General features: G+C 60.7%; 20 protein-coding genes, 1 tRNA gene and 2 pseudogenes. 15 read left to right on the top strand and 8 right to left on the bottom strand.

The window, feature by feature from the left end; genetic code table 11:
- Positions 1-16: 16 nt before the first annotated feature.
- Positions 17-1798, bottom strand: a complete 1782-nt coding sequence (gene gcl, locus NKJ17_RS21600) for a glyoxylate carboligase (RefSeq protein WP_352509819.1) — start codon at positions 1796-1798, stop codon at positions 17-19.
- Between the two features lie 202 nt (positions 1799-2000).
- On the opposite strand from gcl, the gene bhcR reads away from it, so the two are divergent.
- Positions 2001-2858, top strand: coding sequence for an HTH-type transcriptional regulator BhcR (bhcR, locus tag NKJ17_RS21595; protein ID WP_352689934.1), 858 nt, complete (start codon positions 2001-2003; stop codon positions 2856-2858).
- A gap of 40 nt (positions 2859-2898) precedes the next feature.
- Here bhcR and NKJ17_RS21590 read toward each other — a convergent pair whose 3' ends face one another.
- Positions 2899-3255, bottom strand: a complete 357-nt coding sequence (locus tag NKJ17_RS21590) for a hypothetical protein (protein WP_352477490.1) — start codon at positions 3253-3255, stop codon at positions 2899-2901.
- 327 nt (positions 3256-3582) lie between these two features.
- Positions 3583-3882: a BA14K family protein gene (locus NKJ17_RS21585; RefSeq protein ID WP_352509821.1), complete on the bottom strand. Its 300-nt coding sequence runs from the start codon at positions 3880-3882 to the stop codon at positions 3583-3585.
- A gap of 18 nt (positions 3883-3900) precedes the next feature.
- On the opposite strand from NKJ17_RS21585, the gene NKJ17_RS21580 reads away from it, so the two are divergent.
- Positions 3901-4131 carry a hypothetical protein gene (locus tag NKJ17_RS21580; RefSeq protein WP_352509822.1) on the top strand — a complete coding sequence of 77 codons (231 nt, stop codon included), beginning with the start codon at positions 3901-3903 and terminating at the stop codon, positions 4129-4131.
- Positions 4132-4133: 2 nt separating this feature from the next.
- Here NKJ17_RS21580 and NKJ17_RS34095 read toward each other — a convergent pair.
- A pseudogene (locus NKJ17_RS34095) lies at positions 4134-4517 on the bottom strand (helix-turn-helix domain-containing protein); the annotation flags it as partial.
- Between the two features lie 234 nt (positions 4518-4751).
- Between NKJ17_RS34095 and NKJ17_RS21570 the strand changes: the two are divergent.
- Positions 4752-5438 carry an outer membrane protein gene (locus tag NKJ17_RS21570; protein ID WP_352689933.1) on the top strand — a complete coding sequence of 229 codons (687 nt, stop codon included), beginning with the start codon at positions 4752-4754 and terminating at the stop codon, positions 5436-5438.
- 464 nt (positions 5439-5902) lie between these two features.
- On the opposite strand, the pseudogene NKJ17_RS21565 reads toward NKJ17_RS21570, so the two are convergent.
- Both NKJ17_RS21565 and NKJ17_RS21560 read right to left on the bottom strand, forming a co-directional pair.
- Positions 5903-6052 (bottom strand): annotated as a pseudogene (locus NKJ17_RS21565) (transposase domain-containing protein); the annotation flags it as partial.
- Positions 6053-6437: 385 nt separating this feature from the next.
- Positions 6438-6602 (bottom strand): hypothetical protein, encoded by a 165-nt coding sequence (locus NKJ17_RS21560; protein WP_352509826.1) that lies wholly within the window; start codon positions 6600-6602, stop codon positions 6438-6440.
- A 155-nt stretch (positions 6603-6757) separates the two neighbouring features.
- On the opposite strand from NKJ17_RS21560, the gene NKJ17_RS21555 reads away from it, so the two are divergent.
- The 6 genes from NKJ17_RS21555 (at position 6758) to NKJ17_RS21530 (ending at position 9165) form a co-directional block, all read left to right on the top strand.
- A tRNA-Thr gene (locus NKJ17_RS21555) sits at positions 6758-6833 on the top strand.
- Between the two features lie 153 nt (positions 6834-6986).
- Positions 6987-7226: a hypothetical protein gene (locus tag NKJ17_RS21550; RefSeq protein ID WP_352509827.1), complete on the top strand. Its 240-nt coding sequence runs from the start codon at positions 6987-6989 to the stop codon at positions 7224-7226.
- Between the two features lie 31 nt (positions 7227-7257).
- On the top strand, positions 7258-7383 hold the full coding sequence (locus NKJ17_RS21545) for a hypothetical protein (RefSeq protein WP_302894114.1): 126 nt from the start codon (positions 7258-7260) through the stop codon (positions 7381-7383).
- Between the two features lie 147 nt (positions 7384-7530).
- Positions 7531-7929 (top strand): GFA family protein, encoded by a 399-nt coding sequence (locus tag NKJ17_RS21540; RefSeq protein WP_352508546.1) that lies wholly within the window; start codon positions 7531-7533, stop codon positions 7927-7929.
- A 265-nt stretch (positions 7930-8194) separates the two neighbouring features.
- A complete protein-coding gene (locus NKJ17_RS21535; protein WP_352689932.1) occupies positions 8195-8392 on the top strand; it encodes a hypothetical protein in 198 nt (65 codons plus the stop codon).
- A gap of 134 nt (positions 8393-8526) precedes the next feature.
- Positions 8527-9165 (top strand): cupin domain-containing protein, encoded by a 639-nt coding sequence (locus NKJ17_RS21530; RefSeq protein WP_352689931.1) that lies wholly within the window; start codon positions 8527-8529, stop codon positions 9163-9165.
- Positions 9166-9229: 64 nt separating this feature from the next.
- Here NKJ17_RS21530 and NKJ17_RS21525 read toward each other — a convergent pair whose 3' ends face one another.
- The gene (locus tag NKJ17_RS21525; RefSeq protein ID WP_352689930.1) at positions 9230-9796 is read right to left on the bottom strand and encodes a DUF2569 family protein; all 567 of its coding nucleotides are present in this window, start codon (positions 9794-9796) and stop codon (positions 9230-9232) included.
- Between the two features lie 134 nt (positions 9797-9930).
- Here NKJ17_RS21525 and NKJ17_RS21520 point away from each other — a divergent pair, with 134 nt between their 5' ends.
- Positions 9931-10131, top strand: a complete 201-nt coding sequence (locus NKJ17_RS21520) for a DUF2905 domain-containing protein (RefSeq protein ID WP_254817120.1) — start codon at positions 9931-9933, stop codon at positions 10129-10131.
- Positions 10132-10186: 55 nt separating this feature from the next.
- Here NKJ17_RS21520 and NKJ17_RS21515 read toward each other — a convergent pair whose 3' ends face one another.
- Entirely contained in the window at positions 10187-10801 is a 615-nt protein-coding gene (locus NKJ17_RS21515; protein WP_254817119.1) for a TetR/AcrR family transcriptional regulator, read from the bottom strand.
- A 91-nt stretch (positions 10802-10892) separates the two neighbouring features.
- On the opposite strand from NKJ17_RS21515, the gene NKJ17_RS21510 reads away from it, so the two are divergent.
- Genes NKJ17_RS21510 through NKJ17_RS21490 form a run of 5 tightly spaced genes read left to right on the top strand, consistent with a single transcriptional unit; the run spans position 10893 to position 15462 of the window.
- Positions 10893-11999 carry a polyamine ABC transporter substrate-binding protein gene (locus NKJ17_RS21510; protein ID WP_352689929.1) on the top strand — a complete coding sequence of 369 codons (1107 nt, stop codon included), beginning with the start codon at positions 10893-10895 and terminating at the stop codon, positions 11997-11999.
- 13 nt (positions 12000-12012) lie between these two features.
- Entirely contained in the window at positions 12013-12855 is an 843-nt protein-coding gene (locus NKJ17_RS21505; protein ID WP_502896212.1) for an ABC transporter permease, read from the top strand.
- 2 nt (positions 12856-12857) lie between these two features.
- A complete protein-coding gene (locus NKJ17_RS21500) occupies positions 12858-13640 on the top strand; it encodes an ABC transporter permease (RefSeq protein ID WP_352689928.1) in 783 nt (260 codons plus the stop codon).
- Positions 13637-14701 carry an ABC transporter ATP-binding protein gene (locus NKJ17_RS21495; RefSeq protein ID WP_352508552.1) on the top strand — a complete coding sequence of 355 codons (1065 nt, stop codon included), beginning with the start codon at positions 13637-13639 and terminating at the stop codon, positions 14699-14701. The genes NKJ17_RS21500 and NKJ17_RS21495 overlap by 4 nt, the downstream gene beginning before the upstream one ends.
- A 2-nt stretch (positions 14702-14703) precedes the next feature.
- On the top strand, positions 14704-15462 hold the full coding sequence (locus NKJ17_RS21490; RefSeq protein WP_352508553.1) for an MBL fold metallo-hydrolase: 759 nt from the start codon (positions 14704-14706) through the stop codon (positions 15460-15462).
- The last annotated feature ends 296 nt before the right edge of the window (positions 15463-15758 follow it).

The raw sequence follows: 15758 nt of genomic DNA, 5'->3' as shown, positions 1-15758 counted from the left end.
GTTCCTCATATGCGGCTTAATCGAGCATGACGATCGCCGTGGGGGCATCTTCATGGCGCTCGGCAAGCTCCTCGAATTCGGTGATCTTGTCGATTTCGGTGCCCATTGAAACATTGGTGACGCGCTCGAGGATGAATTCGAGCACCACCGGAACCTGGTGCTGGTTCATCAGGCGCTTTGCCTCTTCGAAGGCACCGGCGAATTCCTCCGGCCTGCGCACCCGGACTGCCTTGCAGCCCATCGCCTCGGCAACCGCGACGTGATCGACGCCATAGCCAGCTTCGGCATCGCCCTGTCGATTGACGTTCTCGAAGGCCAGGCTGACTTCGAAATCCATCGAAAACCCGCGCTGCGCCTGGCGGATCAGCCCGAGATAGGCGTTGTTCACCACGACATGGATGTAGGGCAATCTGTGCTGTGCGCCGGCCGCCAGTTCCTCGATCATGAACTGGAAATCATAGTCGCCGGACAATGCCACAATTGTGCGGTCCGGATCGGCGGCGCGAACGCCGAGCGCTGCCGGCAATGTCCAGCCGAGCGGTCCGGCCTGGCCGCAATTGATCCAGTTGCGCGGCTTGTAGACATGCAGGAATTGCGCCCCGGCGATCTGCGACAGGCCGATCGTGGTGACATAGGTGGTGTCGCGGCCGAACGCCTTGTTCATCTCCTCGTAGACGCGCTGCGGCTTCAGCGGCACCTGGTCGAAGTGGGTCTTGCGCTTCATCGTCTTCTTGCGCTGCCGGCATTCGCCGGCCCAGCCCGACCAGTCGCGCAATTTTCCGGCCGTCCTCCACTCGGTGGCGACGTCGAGCAGCATCTTAAGCGCTGCACCGGCATCCGAGACGACGCCAAGGTCCGGTGCGAAGACGCGGCCGATCTGCGTCGGCTCGATATCGACGTGGATGAACTTCTTGCCCTTGGTGTAGACATCGACCGAACCGGTGTGGCGGTTGGCCCAGCGGTTGCCGATGCCGAAAACGAGATCGGCCTCGAGCATCGTCGCATTGCCGTAGCGATGCGAGGTCTGCAGTCCGCACATGCCGGCCATCAGGCGGTGGTCGTCGGGGATCGCGCCCCAGCCCATCAGCGTCGGAATGACAGGCACACCAGTGACTTCGGCGAATTCTATCAACAGGTCCGACGCATCGGCGTTGATAATGCCGCCGCCAGCGACGATCACGGGCTTTTCCGCCGCGTCGAGCATCTTCAGCGCCTTCTCCGCCTGAGCGCGCGACATTGCCGGCTTGAACGGCACCAGCGGCTCGTAGGCATCGATGTCGAACTCGATCTCCGCCAGTTGCACATCGACCGGCAGGTCGACCAGCACCGGCCCCGGCCGCGACGAGCGCATCAGATGGAACGCCTTCTGCAGCGCCATCGGCACCAGATAAGGTTCCATGACGGTGACCGCCCATTTGGCCACGGGTGCGGCGATGGCCGCGATATCGACGGCCTGAAAATCCTCCTTGTTGAGACGCGCCCGCGGCGCCTGCCCGGTGATGCAGAGGATGGGGATAGAATCGGCGGCGGCCGAATAGAGGCCGGTGATCATGTCGGTGCCGGCCGGACCCGAAGTGCCGATGCACAGACCGATATTGCCCGATCTGGCGCGGGTAAACCCTTCCGCCATATGCGAGGCCGCCTCGACGTGCCGCGCAAGGATGTGGCGGATGGTGCCCCTCGCCTTCAGCGCCGAATAGAGCGGGTTGATCGCAGCACCCGGCACGCCGAAGGCACACGAGATGCCTTCCTTTTCGAGAACGAGAACCGCTGCGTCGACTGCGCGCATCTTGGCCATGTCAGCCTCCACGGAATTGTTGATGGCTGATGATGCCAGTGCGTCGATTATTTTTCAATTTTTTCAGAATATTTTTTCATTTCTAGGGAACGGCTCTTGCTGCTTGAATTGATTGGCCTTTCTGTTTTCCATAAATTAGCTTCGCCGGCGGATGAAAAACTTTTTCATTGCTTGTTGGGCGAACAGAGCGGAGAATGGCCTGATGGAAACCACCGAAAACCGGCCGCGCGGCCGGCCGCGCGCTTTCAACGGGCCGTCCGAGGCCGCCTCGGTGCAGTCGCTGGACCGGGCGCTGCGCATCCTGGCAATCGTCGCCGATGGCAGCGGCCTGTCGTTGAGCGAGATCGCCGCCGGTTCCGGCCTGCCGGCATCCACCGCCTACCGCATGCTGACGACGCTGGAGAACCATGGCATGGTCGAGTTCGAAGGCACCGACCAGCTGTGGTCGATCGGCGTCGAGACCTATCGCATGGGCGCAGCGTTCCTGCGCCGCCGCAAGCTGGTCGACCGCGCCCGTATCGTCATGCAGGAATTGATGGAGAAGACCGGCGAGACCGCCAATCTCGGCGTCGCCGAGGACGATTGCGTGGTCTTCGTCAGCCAGGTCGAGACGCACCAGGCGATCCGCGCCTTCTTCCGGCCGGGCACGCGAAGTTCCTTTCATGCCTCGGGCATCGGCAAGGCGGTGCTGGCGCATCTCGAGCCGGAGCGCGTTGCCACCATACTGCGCCAGGCCGGGCTGGAGCGCTTCACCGAAAACACGTTGTCCGACATCTCGGCGCTCGCCCGCGATCTGGTGACGATCAAGCTGCGCGGCTGGTCGGTCGATGACGAGGAGCGGCATCCAGGTATGCGCTGTGTCGCCGCCGCCATCTTCAACGAATTCGGCGAACCGATCGGCGGCGTCTCGGTCTCCGGGCCGACGGTACGGGTCACACCGGAGCGGCTGGCCGAAATCGGCCCGCTGGTGCGCGATGCAGCAGCGCAGGTGACTAGGATGATCGGCGGCCTGCCGACCCCTCCCGGCCTTGGCAGCGAACCGAGCGCATGGCAGCGCTGACCAGCGCCGAATGGTGCGACATCTGCCAGGATGGCCAGAGCTAGCCCCCGGGCACCGCGCTCTTGGTCGACAGGTCGTAGAAATCAAGCAGCATCGCCAGCCCAACTCCGCAGGCGGTGAAGATGAGGCCGGCAATGAAGATACGATTGGCGCGTTCATAAACGCGCCGTTGTAGAGACGTTATGTCGAGCAGCAACCGCAGCGCTCGTATCTGCAGGGCAATGCCGATCAAAATCGGCACGACGGCAGCCAGGTGATAGATTTCCCATGGTATCGGGTTGGCGGCCCAATGCGTGATGAAGCCCAGCGAGAACGCCAGCAGGATGCCGACGGTGGTGATTGTGCCGTTGCGGAAAACCGTCTCGATCGGCTCTTCGTTCGGATCGTGCTCGCCCAAGCGCCCTCTCTCCCTGTTTCGGCTCGGCAGTAGATTAGGCTGTCGGGAAATCCCTGTACATCGGCAAGAGTGTTGGTGAATGCTGAAGCGGCATCCGATCTCGCCTTAAGCGATGTTCGACAGGACAGAGAGGCTGACGGAGCGCGACTTTATTCCAGCTTGGGTTCCTCGCCCCACGGAGGTGGGGAGAGGAACCCAGGTCCTAAGAGGTCGGAGGAACAACCCCTCTGCCCTGCCACTCAGACACGCAGAAAAAGGGGCAGTGGGGGTGCCCCTTCTTCCGGTTGCCTGAAACGGTCGCCTCCTCTCAAGCTGGCATAGTGGCTCTCAAAGCCGGCAGCGATGGCGATAACCGTCGTAGCCGATATAGGTGTCCGAGTACGGGTCGTAGCTCTGGTAGCGATTGAGGCAGCGCCGGACGTGCCACGAGCCGCCGTCTTCCTCGATATAGACGGTGCGCGGCTGGGCCAGCGCACTGCCGAACAGGAAGCCGCCGACGCCTGCGGCAATACCGATGCCGAGGTGCTTGTGGTTTTGATGGGCGGCCGAAGGCTGACGGGTGCCGAGCAGTGTGCTGGCGGCGACGGCGGTGGCGATGACGCCGGAAACGAGTGTGCGTGTGAACATGACGATCTCCTTGCTTCGTTGACCGAGGCGATCCATCCGCCTCTTGATGATCTGTCGTCGCGGCAAGGACAAAGGTTCGAATCTTTTTTTCGATTTTCTTGGAGCGGCTTGGTTCGCCTGGGCCGAATTCGTGCTGGCGGCGAGTTCGACCTGCAAGAGATTGGCGAGGACGTTGGCTATGGCCAATCTCCCCCTTTGCGGTACGAGCGTTCACTCGTCGGGCTCATTGTCTTTGCGGTCGCCGCGTAGCTCGAAAGCGGTGTCCCCGTCGCCCTGTTGCGTCGCCGTTTGCGGTGCTCGAATAGGCGATGGCAGTCGAGAACCACATGCACCGTCGAGATCGGTGGTCTGTGCACATCGGGATACAGCCGCGCCAACCGCTCGCGTATCTTCGGTGCACCCCATGTCGGCTTGTCCTGCTTCGGTCGCACAATCAGCTTCTCGATTTGAAACGGAAGCTAATTGGCGTGGCGATACGGTCGCCGCGAGCGGTCCGTCAGCCCCTCCAGGCCACTGTCGTTGTAGCGCGTGAGGATCTTGTAGCCGGTCTTGCGCGAGATATCGAACTCCCGGCAAAGCACCGCCATCTTCTCGCCGTCCAGCAGCCGGGCGATGAACTTCAGCCGCTCTTCCATGACGTTACACTACTTCCAGGCACCTTGCTCTCCTTGCAAAGGGCCGAAAATGTAACCCATGTCTCCGGAACGAACTGTCACCCACTCTCGGGAAGGGCACCGCAGCAGAGGACGCACACGTCAACGGAACGGTCGAACCAAGCCATCTTTCTCCGGTTGCTGTGGCGCAACTGTCACAGCATAAAATGCGATGCTGCTGATTGTTCATCACAATAATAATTTAAGAGGGGTTTTATGCGGGCGATCATTTTTACGGCGGCGAGTTTTGTGGCTGCACTCACTACTTCCGCATTATCGGCGGATGCCGTGATGGAAGAGCCGGTAGCCACTTCTTTCAACTGGACGGGGGCCTATATTGGTCTGGAAGCCGGATATAGTTGGGCGAAATCAAAGGCTGATTATACCGCCTTTTTGGCGATTGATGCTCCGATGGACCCGAAGGGCTTCGTTGGCGGCATCTACGGAGGTTACAACTTCCAGTTACGCAATAGCGTGGTGCTCGGCATCGAAGGCGACATCAACTACGCGGATGTTCACGGGTCAACCCCAACCCTCGAGGGGGGCGTTCCGATTGCTGGCCAGAGCTTCGATGGGAAAGTTGACTGGACGGCGTCAATACGGGGTCGTGTCGGCTATAGTATCAATAGGTTTCTGCCCTACGTTACTGCGGGCGGTGCATTTGCTCACTATGATGTCGGGAACACTGCCGGCGGGGTAACAGAACATGCCTTCGACAGAACTTTGAGCGGGTGGACAGTAGGCGTCGGCGCGGATTATGCATTTACCGACAACCTTATCGGCCGTGTGGAATATCGCTACGCCGATTTCGGGACGAAGAGCGCTGGAGCCGTTCTCTTTGAGAACTACGACGTGGATCTGAAGACTAACGACCTTCGGATTGGCCTAGCCTATAAGTTCTGAATCAGATTCCTTCTTCTGTGGTTCGTTCGGCCCGTGGCGCGGACTTTTTGCGCCACAAGCACTCTCTTGGCAATGCAGATTTGGCAGGCTTCGTCAGCATAACGAATCACACGGTATCCCGTCGCTGCCCCGATTGGGCCTGCCGCCCCAAGGGCGTTCTCAAGATACCACCGTGCTTCGCCGCAAGAGGTGATTTGCGAACACGTTAACCGCGGCGACAGGATCAAGCCTGCGCGAGCACCGTCGGCCAGATGATCATTAGCGAGAATTGGCTTCGGTGCTCGGCACGACGCTTCGCATTTCGATTGTGTACCCCCCGCGCAATGACGAGCCACTCACGGACAAACGTGACAGTGCCGTCACCAAAACCGATCACCAATTGCCTCATAGTCCCTGTCTCACGCCTTTCGCATATCGCCCGCTTCCTTTGACATGACCAAACCTGGTGAGAAGCGGTGTTCACAGGCCACGGCCTTTAGCTCGGTCGCCTGGATGTAGGCCCAAGGCAGCAGGTCATCGATCTGCCTGTTCGGATGGCCGTTGACGATCCTGGTAAGTACGTCGGCGAGATAGTCGAGGGGCTCGACGCCATTGAGTGGTTTCGACTCCGCGATGATCCGTGCCTCGTCATCCACCGACCAATGACGCCGACCGCCGGCACCGTTGATCACCTCGAAACGCCGAGGCTGCCGCTCCGGGTCAAGCGTAAGGTCAAGTCGCAAAAGGGCGGCCGAAGCGGCCCTCTTGGGAAATTGGGGGCCTCCATCAGAGGAAAATGACCCCTTGCCGTGCCTATGGCGAGGAGTGCGCTTGAACATGATGATCTCCTGGATCTTTTGATCGAGGCGACCCATTCGCCTCTGACCCTCAGTCGGTGCGGCGCGGGAAAGGTGGAGATCAGAAGGAGCGAATAGCGAATAGCGAGCAGGGAAAGCCAGGAACGCCACGTACCACTCGCTACGTTGCTATTCGCTATTCACTATTCGCTACTCGCTCTTTTCACATCCCCGTGACATGGCGCAGCCAGAAGGCGAGCGCGATGAAGCCGATGATGGTGGTGACGCCGGTCCAGTCGACATTGGCCTTCTTCACATCTCTGATGATCTTCACCAGCAGCATCCAGGCCACGAAGATGATCGGGAGAATGATGACAAATCTGATCATGCGGCACCCCTGCTCGAAGCGATTGCACCGTTTCCATATGTAGGAAGCAATCAGGCGCTTTTCAGGATGCCCCTCGCCGACGGCCCATGTGACATGCCGGGCAAAACGGAGTTTTGTCTTTACTGGCGCAGCAAATATGTTAACCGGAGCGCCGTGCCCTTGTAGCTCAGCTGGTAGAGCAGCGGTTTTGTAAACCGAAGGTCGGCGGTTCGATCCCGTCCGGGGGCACCAGCACGGGCTTCTTGAGACCTCCGGGGCGCTTGATATCTGCTCATCCCCGATATCCACAGGCCGGGGCCGTCAGGATCGGTAGCACATCAGCTTCAACGCATATATTCCCTGGCGGAAACCATAGTTCCCTAGCGGAAAACCTAGGAGTTGTCGTTGGAGCAGAAACGCACGACCGCCCCCTTCGTCAGCGGCATGTTTGGTGGCGTTGTCGTCTTCGCCTTGGCGTTCGGCTTCCGTTTCCTGGTAAGTCCCGATCCTGATCCTGCATCAAGAGCAACCACAAGCCTTTCGGTACTGGCATTCGCCATTTGCTTCGGCGCGGCATTCCTTCGCGAGCATCGACGCCAGATTGCCGCCGCCAGAGAATTCTTAAGCCGCCCAAGATCGTATTAGGCTGAGGACTCATAAGCGAAGCGACGATCTGATGATCGCCAAAGCCATGCTCGACAAGAAGGCGCCGCTGGCACTTTCATCGGTATTGACGGGCTTTGGCGCCAGCGGCCTGGCGGAGAAACTCTACGAACATTTCAATATGCCGCAAAGGCGATAGTGAAGGCAGCTTGGAGGCAACGCCTCGCGCGGGCGAGGACAATCGCCAGCGCCGAATGTCGGAATTGGGCGCCAGCTCGGCGCATTTCATGGCGCCTCCCTCACGCCCAGGCATGAAGCTGTCCTTGTTGACTCGAGGAGTATTTGCATGCGTGGTCATTGCTTATGCGGCGCTATTGCCTTTGAAGTCGATGGCCCGGCACAGGCCTGCGTGGTCTGTCATTGTGAAAGTTGTCGGCGGCAATGTTCTGCGCCGATGACCACCTATATTGGCGTCTTGAACGGCCAATGGCGATGGCTGGGCAAGCTACCGAAGGTATTCAACTCTTCTCCCGGTGTGGAAAGAACATTTTGCGATCACTGTGGTACGCCGCTGTCCTTCCGCTCAAAGAACATGTCTGATGTCATGCATTTTTTTGCGGCGGCGATGGAGGAGCCAGAAAAATTTGCACCTACGCTGCATGTCGCTTTTGAGGAGAAGCTCCCTTGGTTGAAACTCGCCGACAATCTACCGACTCGTTTTGGGCCTGACTATACGAAAGATTAGGACGGTACGTACCGGGAGCGTCGGGATCGCCAGAAAGTTCCCGTGAAATTGCCGGCTTAGCCTGAACCAGAACAGGCTCAAGCATCTCCTACCAGGAGACGCCGAGCTCATTCCTGTCTTGCTTTTTGCTGGGCCATAGGTTCGTCCCGCCTCCCGACGGCCACTTAACAGCATTCGATTAAATTGCTCCAGTGTATATTAGCACTCGCTCAATTAAGCGCGCCGACAATGCCCGTGCGGCGGGCCAAAAACCAAAGGTGTTGTCATGCGTAGTGATTTCGCCGCGGCGCGCGAGCTTTTGGAGTGCGCACAAAACCGCCTCTGCGGCGCGGATGAAACGAGCCAACGCGTCAACCAGGCCCTCGACGCGCTGATTGAAGAAATAGCCATCGCGGAATTCAGCAAGGCGCCACTGACGGTCGTGCCGTTTCCGCGAGCGCGCCCGCCTAAGCATGTCCGATAGAGCGCTGATCGCCCGCGTTGACGAAGAGCCGGCAACTAGTGTTTCCGCAATCGCTCGTTCGAGCGGTCGTTGAACCGCCAACCCGTTAACCGTAAGCTTGCCGGCAGCGGTGCTCTGAAACCCGGAGCTGATCCATGTCACGCTGTGGAGATGTCTACGAGAACAAGGTGACCGGCGAATATGCGGTCATCCTGCGTGGCACCGAAGACCGCGGCCAGGGACCTGGCATCGCTCATCTGACCGCCCGACCGGGAGCCGCAGTGGTGGGCGAGCACTACCACCCGAACCTGACGGAGCGGTTTGCCGTCCTCGGCGGCCGGCTCGACGCTCGCATGGCCGGGAAGACTTTGTCCCTGGGGCCCGGCCAATCCGCCACGGTCGAAGCAGGCGTCGCACATGATTGGTGGAACAGCAGCAAAACCGAAGAAGCGCATGTGCTGGTCGAAGTCGACCGGGCGCCAGGTGCAGACAATGTCGACCCGAACCGTTTCGAGCTGCTGATCGGCATGCTCTTCGGCCTGGCCAATGCCGGCAAGGTGGACAGAAAAGGCAGGCCTTCGCCGCTTCAGGCAGCGGTCATCGCCAGGGAATTTGCCGACGTGATCGTCTTCACGCACCCGCCACCTGCTATTCAGCGAGTGGCGCTGGGGATCCTGGCGCCACTCGGCCATCTGCTTGGCTATCGCGCGATCGACCCCGGCTACTGCAAGCCGCACGGGCATGTCACGCCGGCGCCTGAAATCCTCGCTCGAGCAGGCCTACAGGCCGGGTGATCCGGGTCGATGCAGCGCGCCCGGCATTTTTTGTCGGCTGCCATACATAGGGCTCGCGGCAAGCTCAGGAAGCACTCGCGACCCGACCGGATATCGCGGCCCGGTCGAACGTGTTTCTCACCCTGACCGACTTGTAGACGTAGGCGACCCAGATCCCGGTCAGGACAAAAGAAACTGCGGGCATTACCAGCGCATCCCCTGCAAGCACCAAGCTCACAGGAGCGCTCATAACCGCTGAGATCCATGTCGTGTCCAGAATAAATACGATTGGTATTGCAAACCATTGATACAGGAACAGCTGCTTGAAACGGGAACTCCGCCGGAGCATTGCAACGAACACAACCAGCTGGAGCACCAGAAACGCCAGCAACAGGGCGACCTCGCCGTAGACCGCCAAGGCGCCGTTGGGGAGCGTCATTAGCTGTCGATAGCCCCCGCTCGAAGAGAACAGCTCAGCCAGCGTGCGGAAAGGTGCCAAGCACTGTCCAATCGCCAGCAGCATAAGCCAGCCTCCAAAACCGACGAGAGCCGAAGGATCCTGTAATGGCTTTGCGGCTGACCGAACGGCAAAGAAAACGGGCACGCCGATCAGCAGCAGCAGTATAGCCCAATGCCAGATGGAAATCCGCATCCAATCCCTCCCTTGATGCCCGTTAAGGTTGTAGCAGATTTCAATCTCAACTCAAGAGGCAATATCGAGTGGAGCGCTGCTTGCAAGATCCGTCAACACTATATTTCTGGCACGACACTTTCCGGCAGGATGCCATGTCGCGAACTCTGATCGTCGTTGGTCTCAGCATAGTCGCCATAGGCCTGCTGTGGCCTTGGTTGGCCCGCTCCGGCCTTGGCAGGCTGCCCGGCGATATCGTGATCGAGCGTGAGAACTTCAGGCTTTATGTCCCTATCACCACGGCGATACTGGTCAGCATCGTGCTCTCGGCCATTCTATGGCTGATCAACCGTTAGGCGATACTCCGGCTGCGGCGATTTGTGTTGCTGGTCCTACTCGCCCTTGATCGTCTTACACCCCAATCGCCGCCACCAATATCCGGTTCTGCCTGCGTATCGCCGTGCGCAATTCTGCAATCCTCGCCTCCTCGCGCTTCACGAACTCGATGAACATCATGTTCATGTTGTTGAAGATGAGTTCGCCGAGTGCGGGACCATCGATGTCGCGGCGCACCAGGCCGAGCGCCTGTAGCCTGGCGATCAGCGCGCGAATCTGCTCGGTCAGTGCCCGGTCGAGCGCCGTGTAGGCCTGGCCGAACGGGCTGTCCGGCAGTTGCGTCGAGATCGCCATCGCCTGCCGCCACATCTCCTTGCTGAGATAATGCAGCGAATGTTCGATATAGATGCCGAGCAGCGTATCGAGAGCGTCGCCGACATTGGCTGGCGGGTTGGCGACGACGCCGCGCCCGGCATTCAGCACCTCGTTGACCTCCATCGAAACGATCGCGCCGAGGATGTCGCCCTTGTTCTGGTAGTAGTTGTAGATCGTGCCGACCGAGACTTCGGCCTGCGCGGCGATAGTTTCGATCTTAGCGCCTTCATAGCCGGCATCGCGGAAAAGCGCCGCCGCCGCCTCGATGATGCGGCGGTGCCGATCCGCCTTCTGCCTTGCCCGCAATCCGCTCATAGCGGCTGTTTGCCACAAAAACAGAATTGACTCAATTTTAGAATTGGTTCAATTTTTTGCTACAAGCCAAAAAGGCAAGGGAGAACACTCGATGTCCGTCAATCCAAAGACCCCCAATCCAACCGTCAGGAATCCGCTTTCTTTTCTGAAGAGCTATCTCCAAGGCGCGTGCGCCGCCGCAGCACTGCTGCTGGCGGCTGGCAGCCTCGCTCAGGCGCAGGACCTCAACGCGCTGATCTGGTGCGATCACGCCGATCCGGCGCTGTTGCAGCCGTTCGAGGAGGCGAACGGCGTCAAGGTCAATGTCAAGGAGTTCGAAGGCACCGGCGCCGGCCTGGCCATCGTCGAACAGTCGCAGCCGGGCGACTGGGACGTGATGGTGATCGACAGCATCGACATACCGCGGGGCGTCGAAAAAGGCCTGTTCGAACCGCTACCGGAAGATAAGCTGCCGTTGGCCGATCTGTTTCCGCAGGTGAAGATGGATAGCTCCACCGTCGTCGACGGCAAGCGTTACGGCATCACCGAAAAGTTCGGCTACAACACGATCGGCTACAACAAGACCAAGGTCGACCCGGCCGACATGCAGTCGCTTGCCGCGCTGACCGGCGACAAATACAAGGGCAAGATCGCCATCTACCATTATTACCTGCCGGTCATCGGCATGGCCGCACTGGCGATCGGTAAGAAGACTGCGGAACTGACCGAATCTGACCTTCCCGCCATCAAGGAAGAGCTGCTCAAAATGAAGGCCAACGCCAAGCTGGTCGGCGAAGTGACCGCCAGCCAGACGGCGCTGGCGACAGGCGAGGTCGACATACTGGTCGGCGGCGGCGAATGGGTGACGGCTGGGCTGGCCAAGGAAAACCCTGCCCTCGACTTCTCTATTCCGAAAGAAGGCGCGGTGCTGTGGTCGCAGTCGCTGGCAATGTTCAAGGATTCCAAGAACAAGGATCTGGCGCTTAAATTCATCCAGTACATTATGAGCCCCGAAGGGCAGGCGCGGCTCGCCACCTCGTCCTGCTATTGGGGCATGCCGGCCAACAGCAAGGCGGCCCTGAGCGACGAGCAGAAGAAGATCCTGCGCTTCGACGAGCAGCCGGAATTCCTCGCCCGCGCCCAGGCCTATCCGGCGCCGAATGCCGATCTCGACAAGAAGATGCAGGACGTCTGGACCGAAATGCTGCAGGCGCAATGACCGGCTGCCGGTCGTGAACGCCGCCAACAGCGGGCGCGCCCTGCCCTGGGCGCTGGTCACGCCGGCGCTCGGCTGGACGTTGCTGTTCTTCGTGCTGCCCTTCGTCGCCATGGCGGTATCTAGCCTGACGGCGCACGAAGGCGGCGGCTTCACGCTGTCCAACTACAGCCAATTCTTTGCCAATCAGTCCTACTGGCAGGCGATGGTGAACTCGCTACAGGTCACAGCGATCGTCACCATTATCTCGGTGCTGCTTGCCTATCCCTTTGCCTGGATTCTGGCCGAACAGGTGCCGGAGCGCTGGCAGCGGCTGGCGCTGATGCTGGCGGTGCTGCCCTTCTGGACCTCCTATGTCGTGCGCTCCTATTCGTGGCTGCTGGTGCTGGCACAGAACGGCGTCGTCAACCGCGCGTTGACCGGCTCCGGCCTGTTCGGCGAACCGCTGCAACTCGCCAATACGCGTTTGGCCACCATCACCGGCTTCGTGCATTTCTTCGTCATGCTGTTGACGCTGACGATCTTCGCCAATCTGAAGCAGCTCAGCCCCAGCTACCGCAAGGCCGCCGCCGACCTCGGCGCCGGGCCGCTGCGGACTTTCCTGCATGTCGTTCTGCCGCTGACCTTGCCTGGCATCATGGTCGGTGCCTTCCTCACCTTTGTGCTGTGCATCGGCGACTACATCACGCCGCAGATCCTCGGCGGCAACAACGAGCTTTTGATGCCGCAGCTCGTCATGATGCAGATCGGCCGGCGCGGCGACTTTCCGCTCGCCTCGGCGCTGTCGATCATCCTGATGGCGGTGGTCACCATCGCCTACCTCGCCTGCGCCCGCTGGCTGAAGATCGAGCGGGCCTGACCATGCGCGCTTTCATCCGCCTCGTCTCCGGCCTTTACGCCATCGCAATCTACGGCTTCATATTTCTGCCGGTCGTCGTTCTGGTGCTGTTTTCGCTGCAGGCAACCTCGTTTCCGATCCCGCCCTTCACCGGGCCGTCGCTGCGCTGGTACGAGGCCGTGCTCGCCGACACGCGGCTGACTTCGGCGCTGGTCAATTCGCTGCTGGTGGCGGTCGTCTCCTCGGCTGTCGCCGTCACGCTCGGCTTTCTCTCCGCCTGGGGTTTTGCGCGCTTCGCCTTGCCGGGCTCGGGCCTGATGCGCGGGCTGATCACCTTGCCCTTGACCGTCAGCTATCTCATCATCGGCATGGGGCTGCTGGTGCTGTTCAACTGGACCGGCATACCGAAATCGCTACTTGCCGCCGGCATCGGCCATGTCGTGATCAACCTGCCGCTCTGCTTTGCCATCATCTACAGCCAGATGGGCGACCACCAGATCAATATCGAGCGCGCCGCGCGCGATCTCGGCGCCGCCGAATGGAAGGTGCTGCTTTTGATTACCGTACCCGTTATGGCGCCGGCGATCTTCGCCGGCTTCTTCCTGTCGATGACCTTCTCCTGGGACGAATTCGTCATCGCGTTCCTGCTGACGCGCTTCGACACGACGCTGCCGGTCGAGATCTGGAACCTGCTGCGCTCCGGCCTCAATCCCAAGACCAACGCCGTCGGCTCGCTGGTCTTCGCCGTCTCCATCGTACTGGTGGTATTGTTCGAGCTGATGCTGTTGCGGAGGAAGCCGGCATGAGTGCGCCACTGGTCGATATAAGCTCGGTCTCGCATCGCTTCGGCCAGCTCACCGTGCTGAAGAACGTCTCGCTGACGATCGAGCCGGGCAGCTACACGATCCTGCTCGGGCCATCCGGCTCCGGCAAGACGACGCTTCTGTCCATCCTCGGCGGCTTCGTCACACCGAGCGAAGGCAAGGTGCTGATCCGCGGCGAGGACTGCACCGCAGTGCCACCGGCGAAGCGGCCGACGACGACCGTGTTCCAGGATTATGCGCTGTTCCCGCACATGAGCGTCGGCAGCAACGTCGGCTTCGGTCTGCGCATGCAGGGTGTCGATGGCGCAACCCGGGCAGCAAGGGCACGCGAGGCGCTGGCGCTGGTTGGCCTCGCCACCGCCTTCGACAAGAAGCCGCATCAGCTTTCCGGCGGCCAGCGGCAGCGCGTGGCGCTGGCGCGCGCCCTGGTGGTCGAGCCGGCGGTGCTGTTGCTCGACGAGCCGCTCGGCGCGCTCGACCTGAAATTGCGCCGGCAGATGCAGGACGAGTTGAAGGCGATCCAGAAACGCGTCGGCACCGCCTTCATCCACGTCACCCACGACCAGGAAGAGGCGATGGCGCTGGCCGATCATTGCGTGGTGATGAATGACGGGCGCATCGAGGACGAAGGACCGCCCGAGCGTGTCTATGCACGGCCGGCGACGCGCTTTTCCGCGACCTTCATGGGCGAAAGCACGCTGATATCGGGAACGGTGACGGAGGCGAAGAGCGGCAAGCTCACCGTCACCACGAAGCTTGGGTCGCTCTCCGTGCCTGGCACATTGCCGGCCGGCTCGACCGTTGCGCTGGCCGTCCGGCCGGAGCATCTTATCCTCGGCGCAACCAGTGGCGGCGTGGCGCTTGGCACGGTCAAGGTGAGCGATGTCGTCTTTCAGGGCAGCTTCAAGCGTGTTCTGGGGACCTCCGCGACCGACCCGGCGCTGCATTTCATCGCCAAGGTTCCCTCGGCATCGGCCGTCCAGCCGGGCGACGTGGTCGCGGTATCGTGCGATGCTGGCGACATCATCCTGCTTGCGGACTGAACATGAGCACGCTTCCAACCATCGACGCCGGCCACTGGTACGAAACGATCCGCATGGGAGATGACGTGACGCTGATCCACGAGCCGTGGATCAAGCCGTTCTTCCGCTGCAACATCTGGCATGTGCGCGGCCGCGACAGCGATCTTCTGTTCGACACCGGCCTCGGCCATTTCAGCTTGCGGCGCCACGTGCCGCTGCTGACGGAGCGCAAGCTCACCTGCGTGGCCAGCCACACGCATTTCGACCATATCGGCTGCCATCACGAATTTCCCGACCGCTGCGTGCACCCGGCCGAGGCCGGGATCCTCGCCGACCCGCGCAACGAATGGACGGTTGCCGACCGCTATGCCACCGACGAGATGTTCGACGGCATGCCGCAAGGCTGGGACACGAAGCGCTACCGGATCCTGCCCGCACCGGCCGACCGGTTGCTCGAGCAAGGCGATATCCTCGATCTCGGCGACCGTGCCTTCGAGGTGATCCACACGCCCGGTCATTCACCCGGCGGCGTTGCGCTCTACGAAAACAGGACGGGCATCCTGTTTTCCGGCGACATCATCTATGACGGCCCGCTGATCGACGACGTCTATCACTCCGATATCGACGACTATGTCGAAACGCTGCTGCGCCTGCGCGATTTCGATGTCTCGGTCGTGCATGGCGGCCATTTCCCGAGCTTCGGGAGAGTCCGCTATCGCCAGCTTGTCGACGAGTATCTCGCGCAAAAGCGCCAGGCCGGCTGTCATCTGCTCGCCCGTTAAGGACCAGCGTAGTAACGTCAAAGCGCCCTTTGCGGACAGGGTGTCCCCGCCGCGTCGCCGCAGCGTGAGGCGGTGGGCTGCGGTCTAAAACTCTTCTCTTCCGACTGGCGCACCAGTTCCGCGAAAGCCAGGGCAAAACTTGCCAGCATCAGGAAGACGATAATCAAGCGTGCCAGCGGCAATAGATCGGCCTCGACTGGTTAGCCCCCACGCCGCCCGTCCGCTGCCGGCTAACATGATCGATCCGGCTTTACGAGGGCTTAAGGCGGGCCTTAACCATCACATCATTTTGTCCT

This window comes from Mesorhizobium sp. M0208 (assembly GCF_040322015.1).
In the GTDB taxonomy this organism is placed as follows: Bacteria; Pseudomonadota; Alphaproteobacteria; order Rhizobiales; family Rhizobiaceae; genus Mesorhizobium.
Note: the sequence above shows the minus strand (reverse complement) of the source record. Positions and strands in the feature narration are given on the sequence as shown.

What these genes read in the sequence shown, in the direction of transcription:
- bhcR (WP_352689934.1), top strand. Translation starts at nt 2,001, where the DNA reads ATGGAAACCACCGAAAACCGGCCGCGCGGCCGGCCGCGCGCTTTCAAC.
- NKJ17_RS21545 (WP_302894114.1), top strand. Translation starts at nt 7,258, where the DNA reads ATGATCGCCAAAGCCATGCTCGACAAGAAGGCGCCGCTGGCACTTTCA.
- gcl (WP_352509819.1), bottom strand. Translation starts at nt 1,798, where the DNA reads ATGGCCAAGATGCGCGCAGTCGACGCAGCGGTTCTCGTTCTCGAAAAG.
- NKJ17_RS21540 (WP_352508546.1), top strand. Translation starts at nt 7,531, where the DNA reads ATGCGTGGTCATTGCTTATGCGGCGCTATTGCCTTTGAAGTCGATGGC.
- NKJ17_RS21500 (WP_352689928.1), top strand. Translation starts at nt 12,858, where the DNA reads ATGCGCGCTTTCATCCGCCTCGTCTCCGGCCTTTACGCCATCGCAATC.
- NKJ17_RS21525 (WP_352689930.1), bottom strand. Translation starts at nt 9,796, where the DNA reads ATGCGGATTTCCATCTGGCATTGGGCTATACTGCTGCTGCTGATCGGC.
- NKJ17_RS21585 (WP_352509821.1), bottom strand. Translation starts at nt 3,882, where the DNA reads ATGTTCACACGCACACTCGTTTCCGGCGTCATCGCCACCGCCGTCGCC.
- NKJ17_RS21490 (WP_352508553.1), top strand. Translation starts at nt 14,704, where the DNA reads ATGAGCACGCTTCCAACCATCGACGCCGGCCACTGGTACGAAACGATC.
- NKJ17_RS21570 (WP_352689933.1), top strand. Translation starts at nt 4,752, where the DNA reads ATGCGGGCGATCATTTTTACGGCGGCGAGTTTTGTGGCTGCACTCACT.
- NKJ17_RS21515 (WP_254817119.1), bottom strand. Translation starts at nt 10,801, where the DNA reads ATGAGCGGATTGCGGGCAAGGCAGAAGGCGGATCGGCACCGCCGCATC.
- NKJ17_RS21520 (WP_254817120.1), top strand. Translation starts at nt 9,931, where the DNA reads ATGTCGCGAACTCTGATCGTCGTTGGTCTCAGCATAGTCGCCATAGGC.
- NKJ17_RS21535 (WP_352689932.1), top strand. Translation starts at nt 8,195, where the DNA reads ATGCGTAGTGATTTCGCCGCGGCGCGCGAGCTTTTGGAGTGCGCACAA.
- NKJ17_RS21530 (WP_352689931.1), top strand. Translation starts at nt 8,527, where the DNA reads ATGTCACGCTGTGGAGATGTCTACGAGAACAAGGTGACCGGCGAATAT.
- NKJ17_RS21560 (WP_352509826.1), bottom strand. Translation starts at nt 6,602, where the DNA reads ATGATCAGATTTGTCATCATTCTCCCGATCATCTTCGTGGCCTGGATG.
- NKJ17_RS21495 (WP_352508552.1), top strand. Translation starts at nt 13,637, where the DNA reads ATGAGTGCGCCACTGGTCGATATAAGCTCGGTCTCGCATCGCTTCGGC.
- NKJ17_RS21510 (WP_352689929.1), top strand. Translation starts at nt 10,893, where the DNA reads ATGTCCGTCAATCCAAAGACCCCCAATCCAACCGTCAGGAATCCGCTT.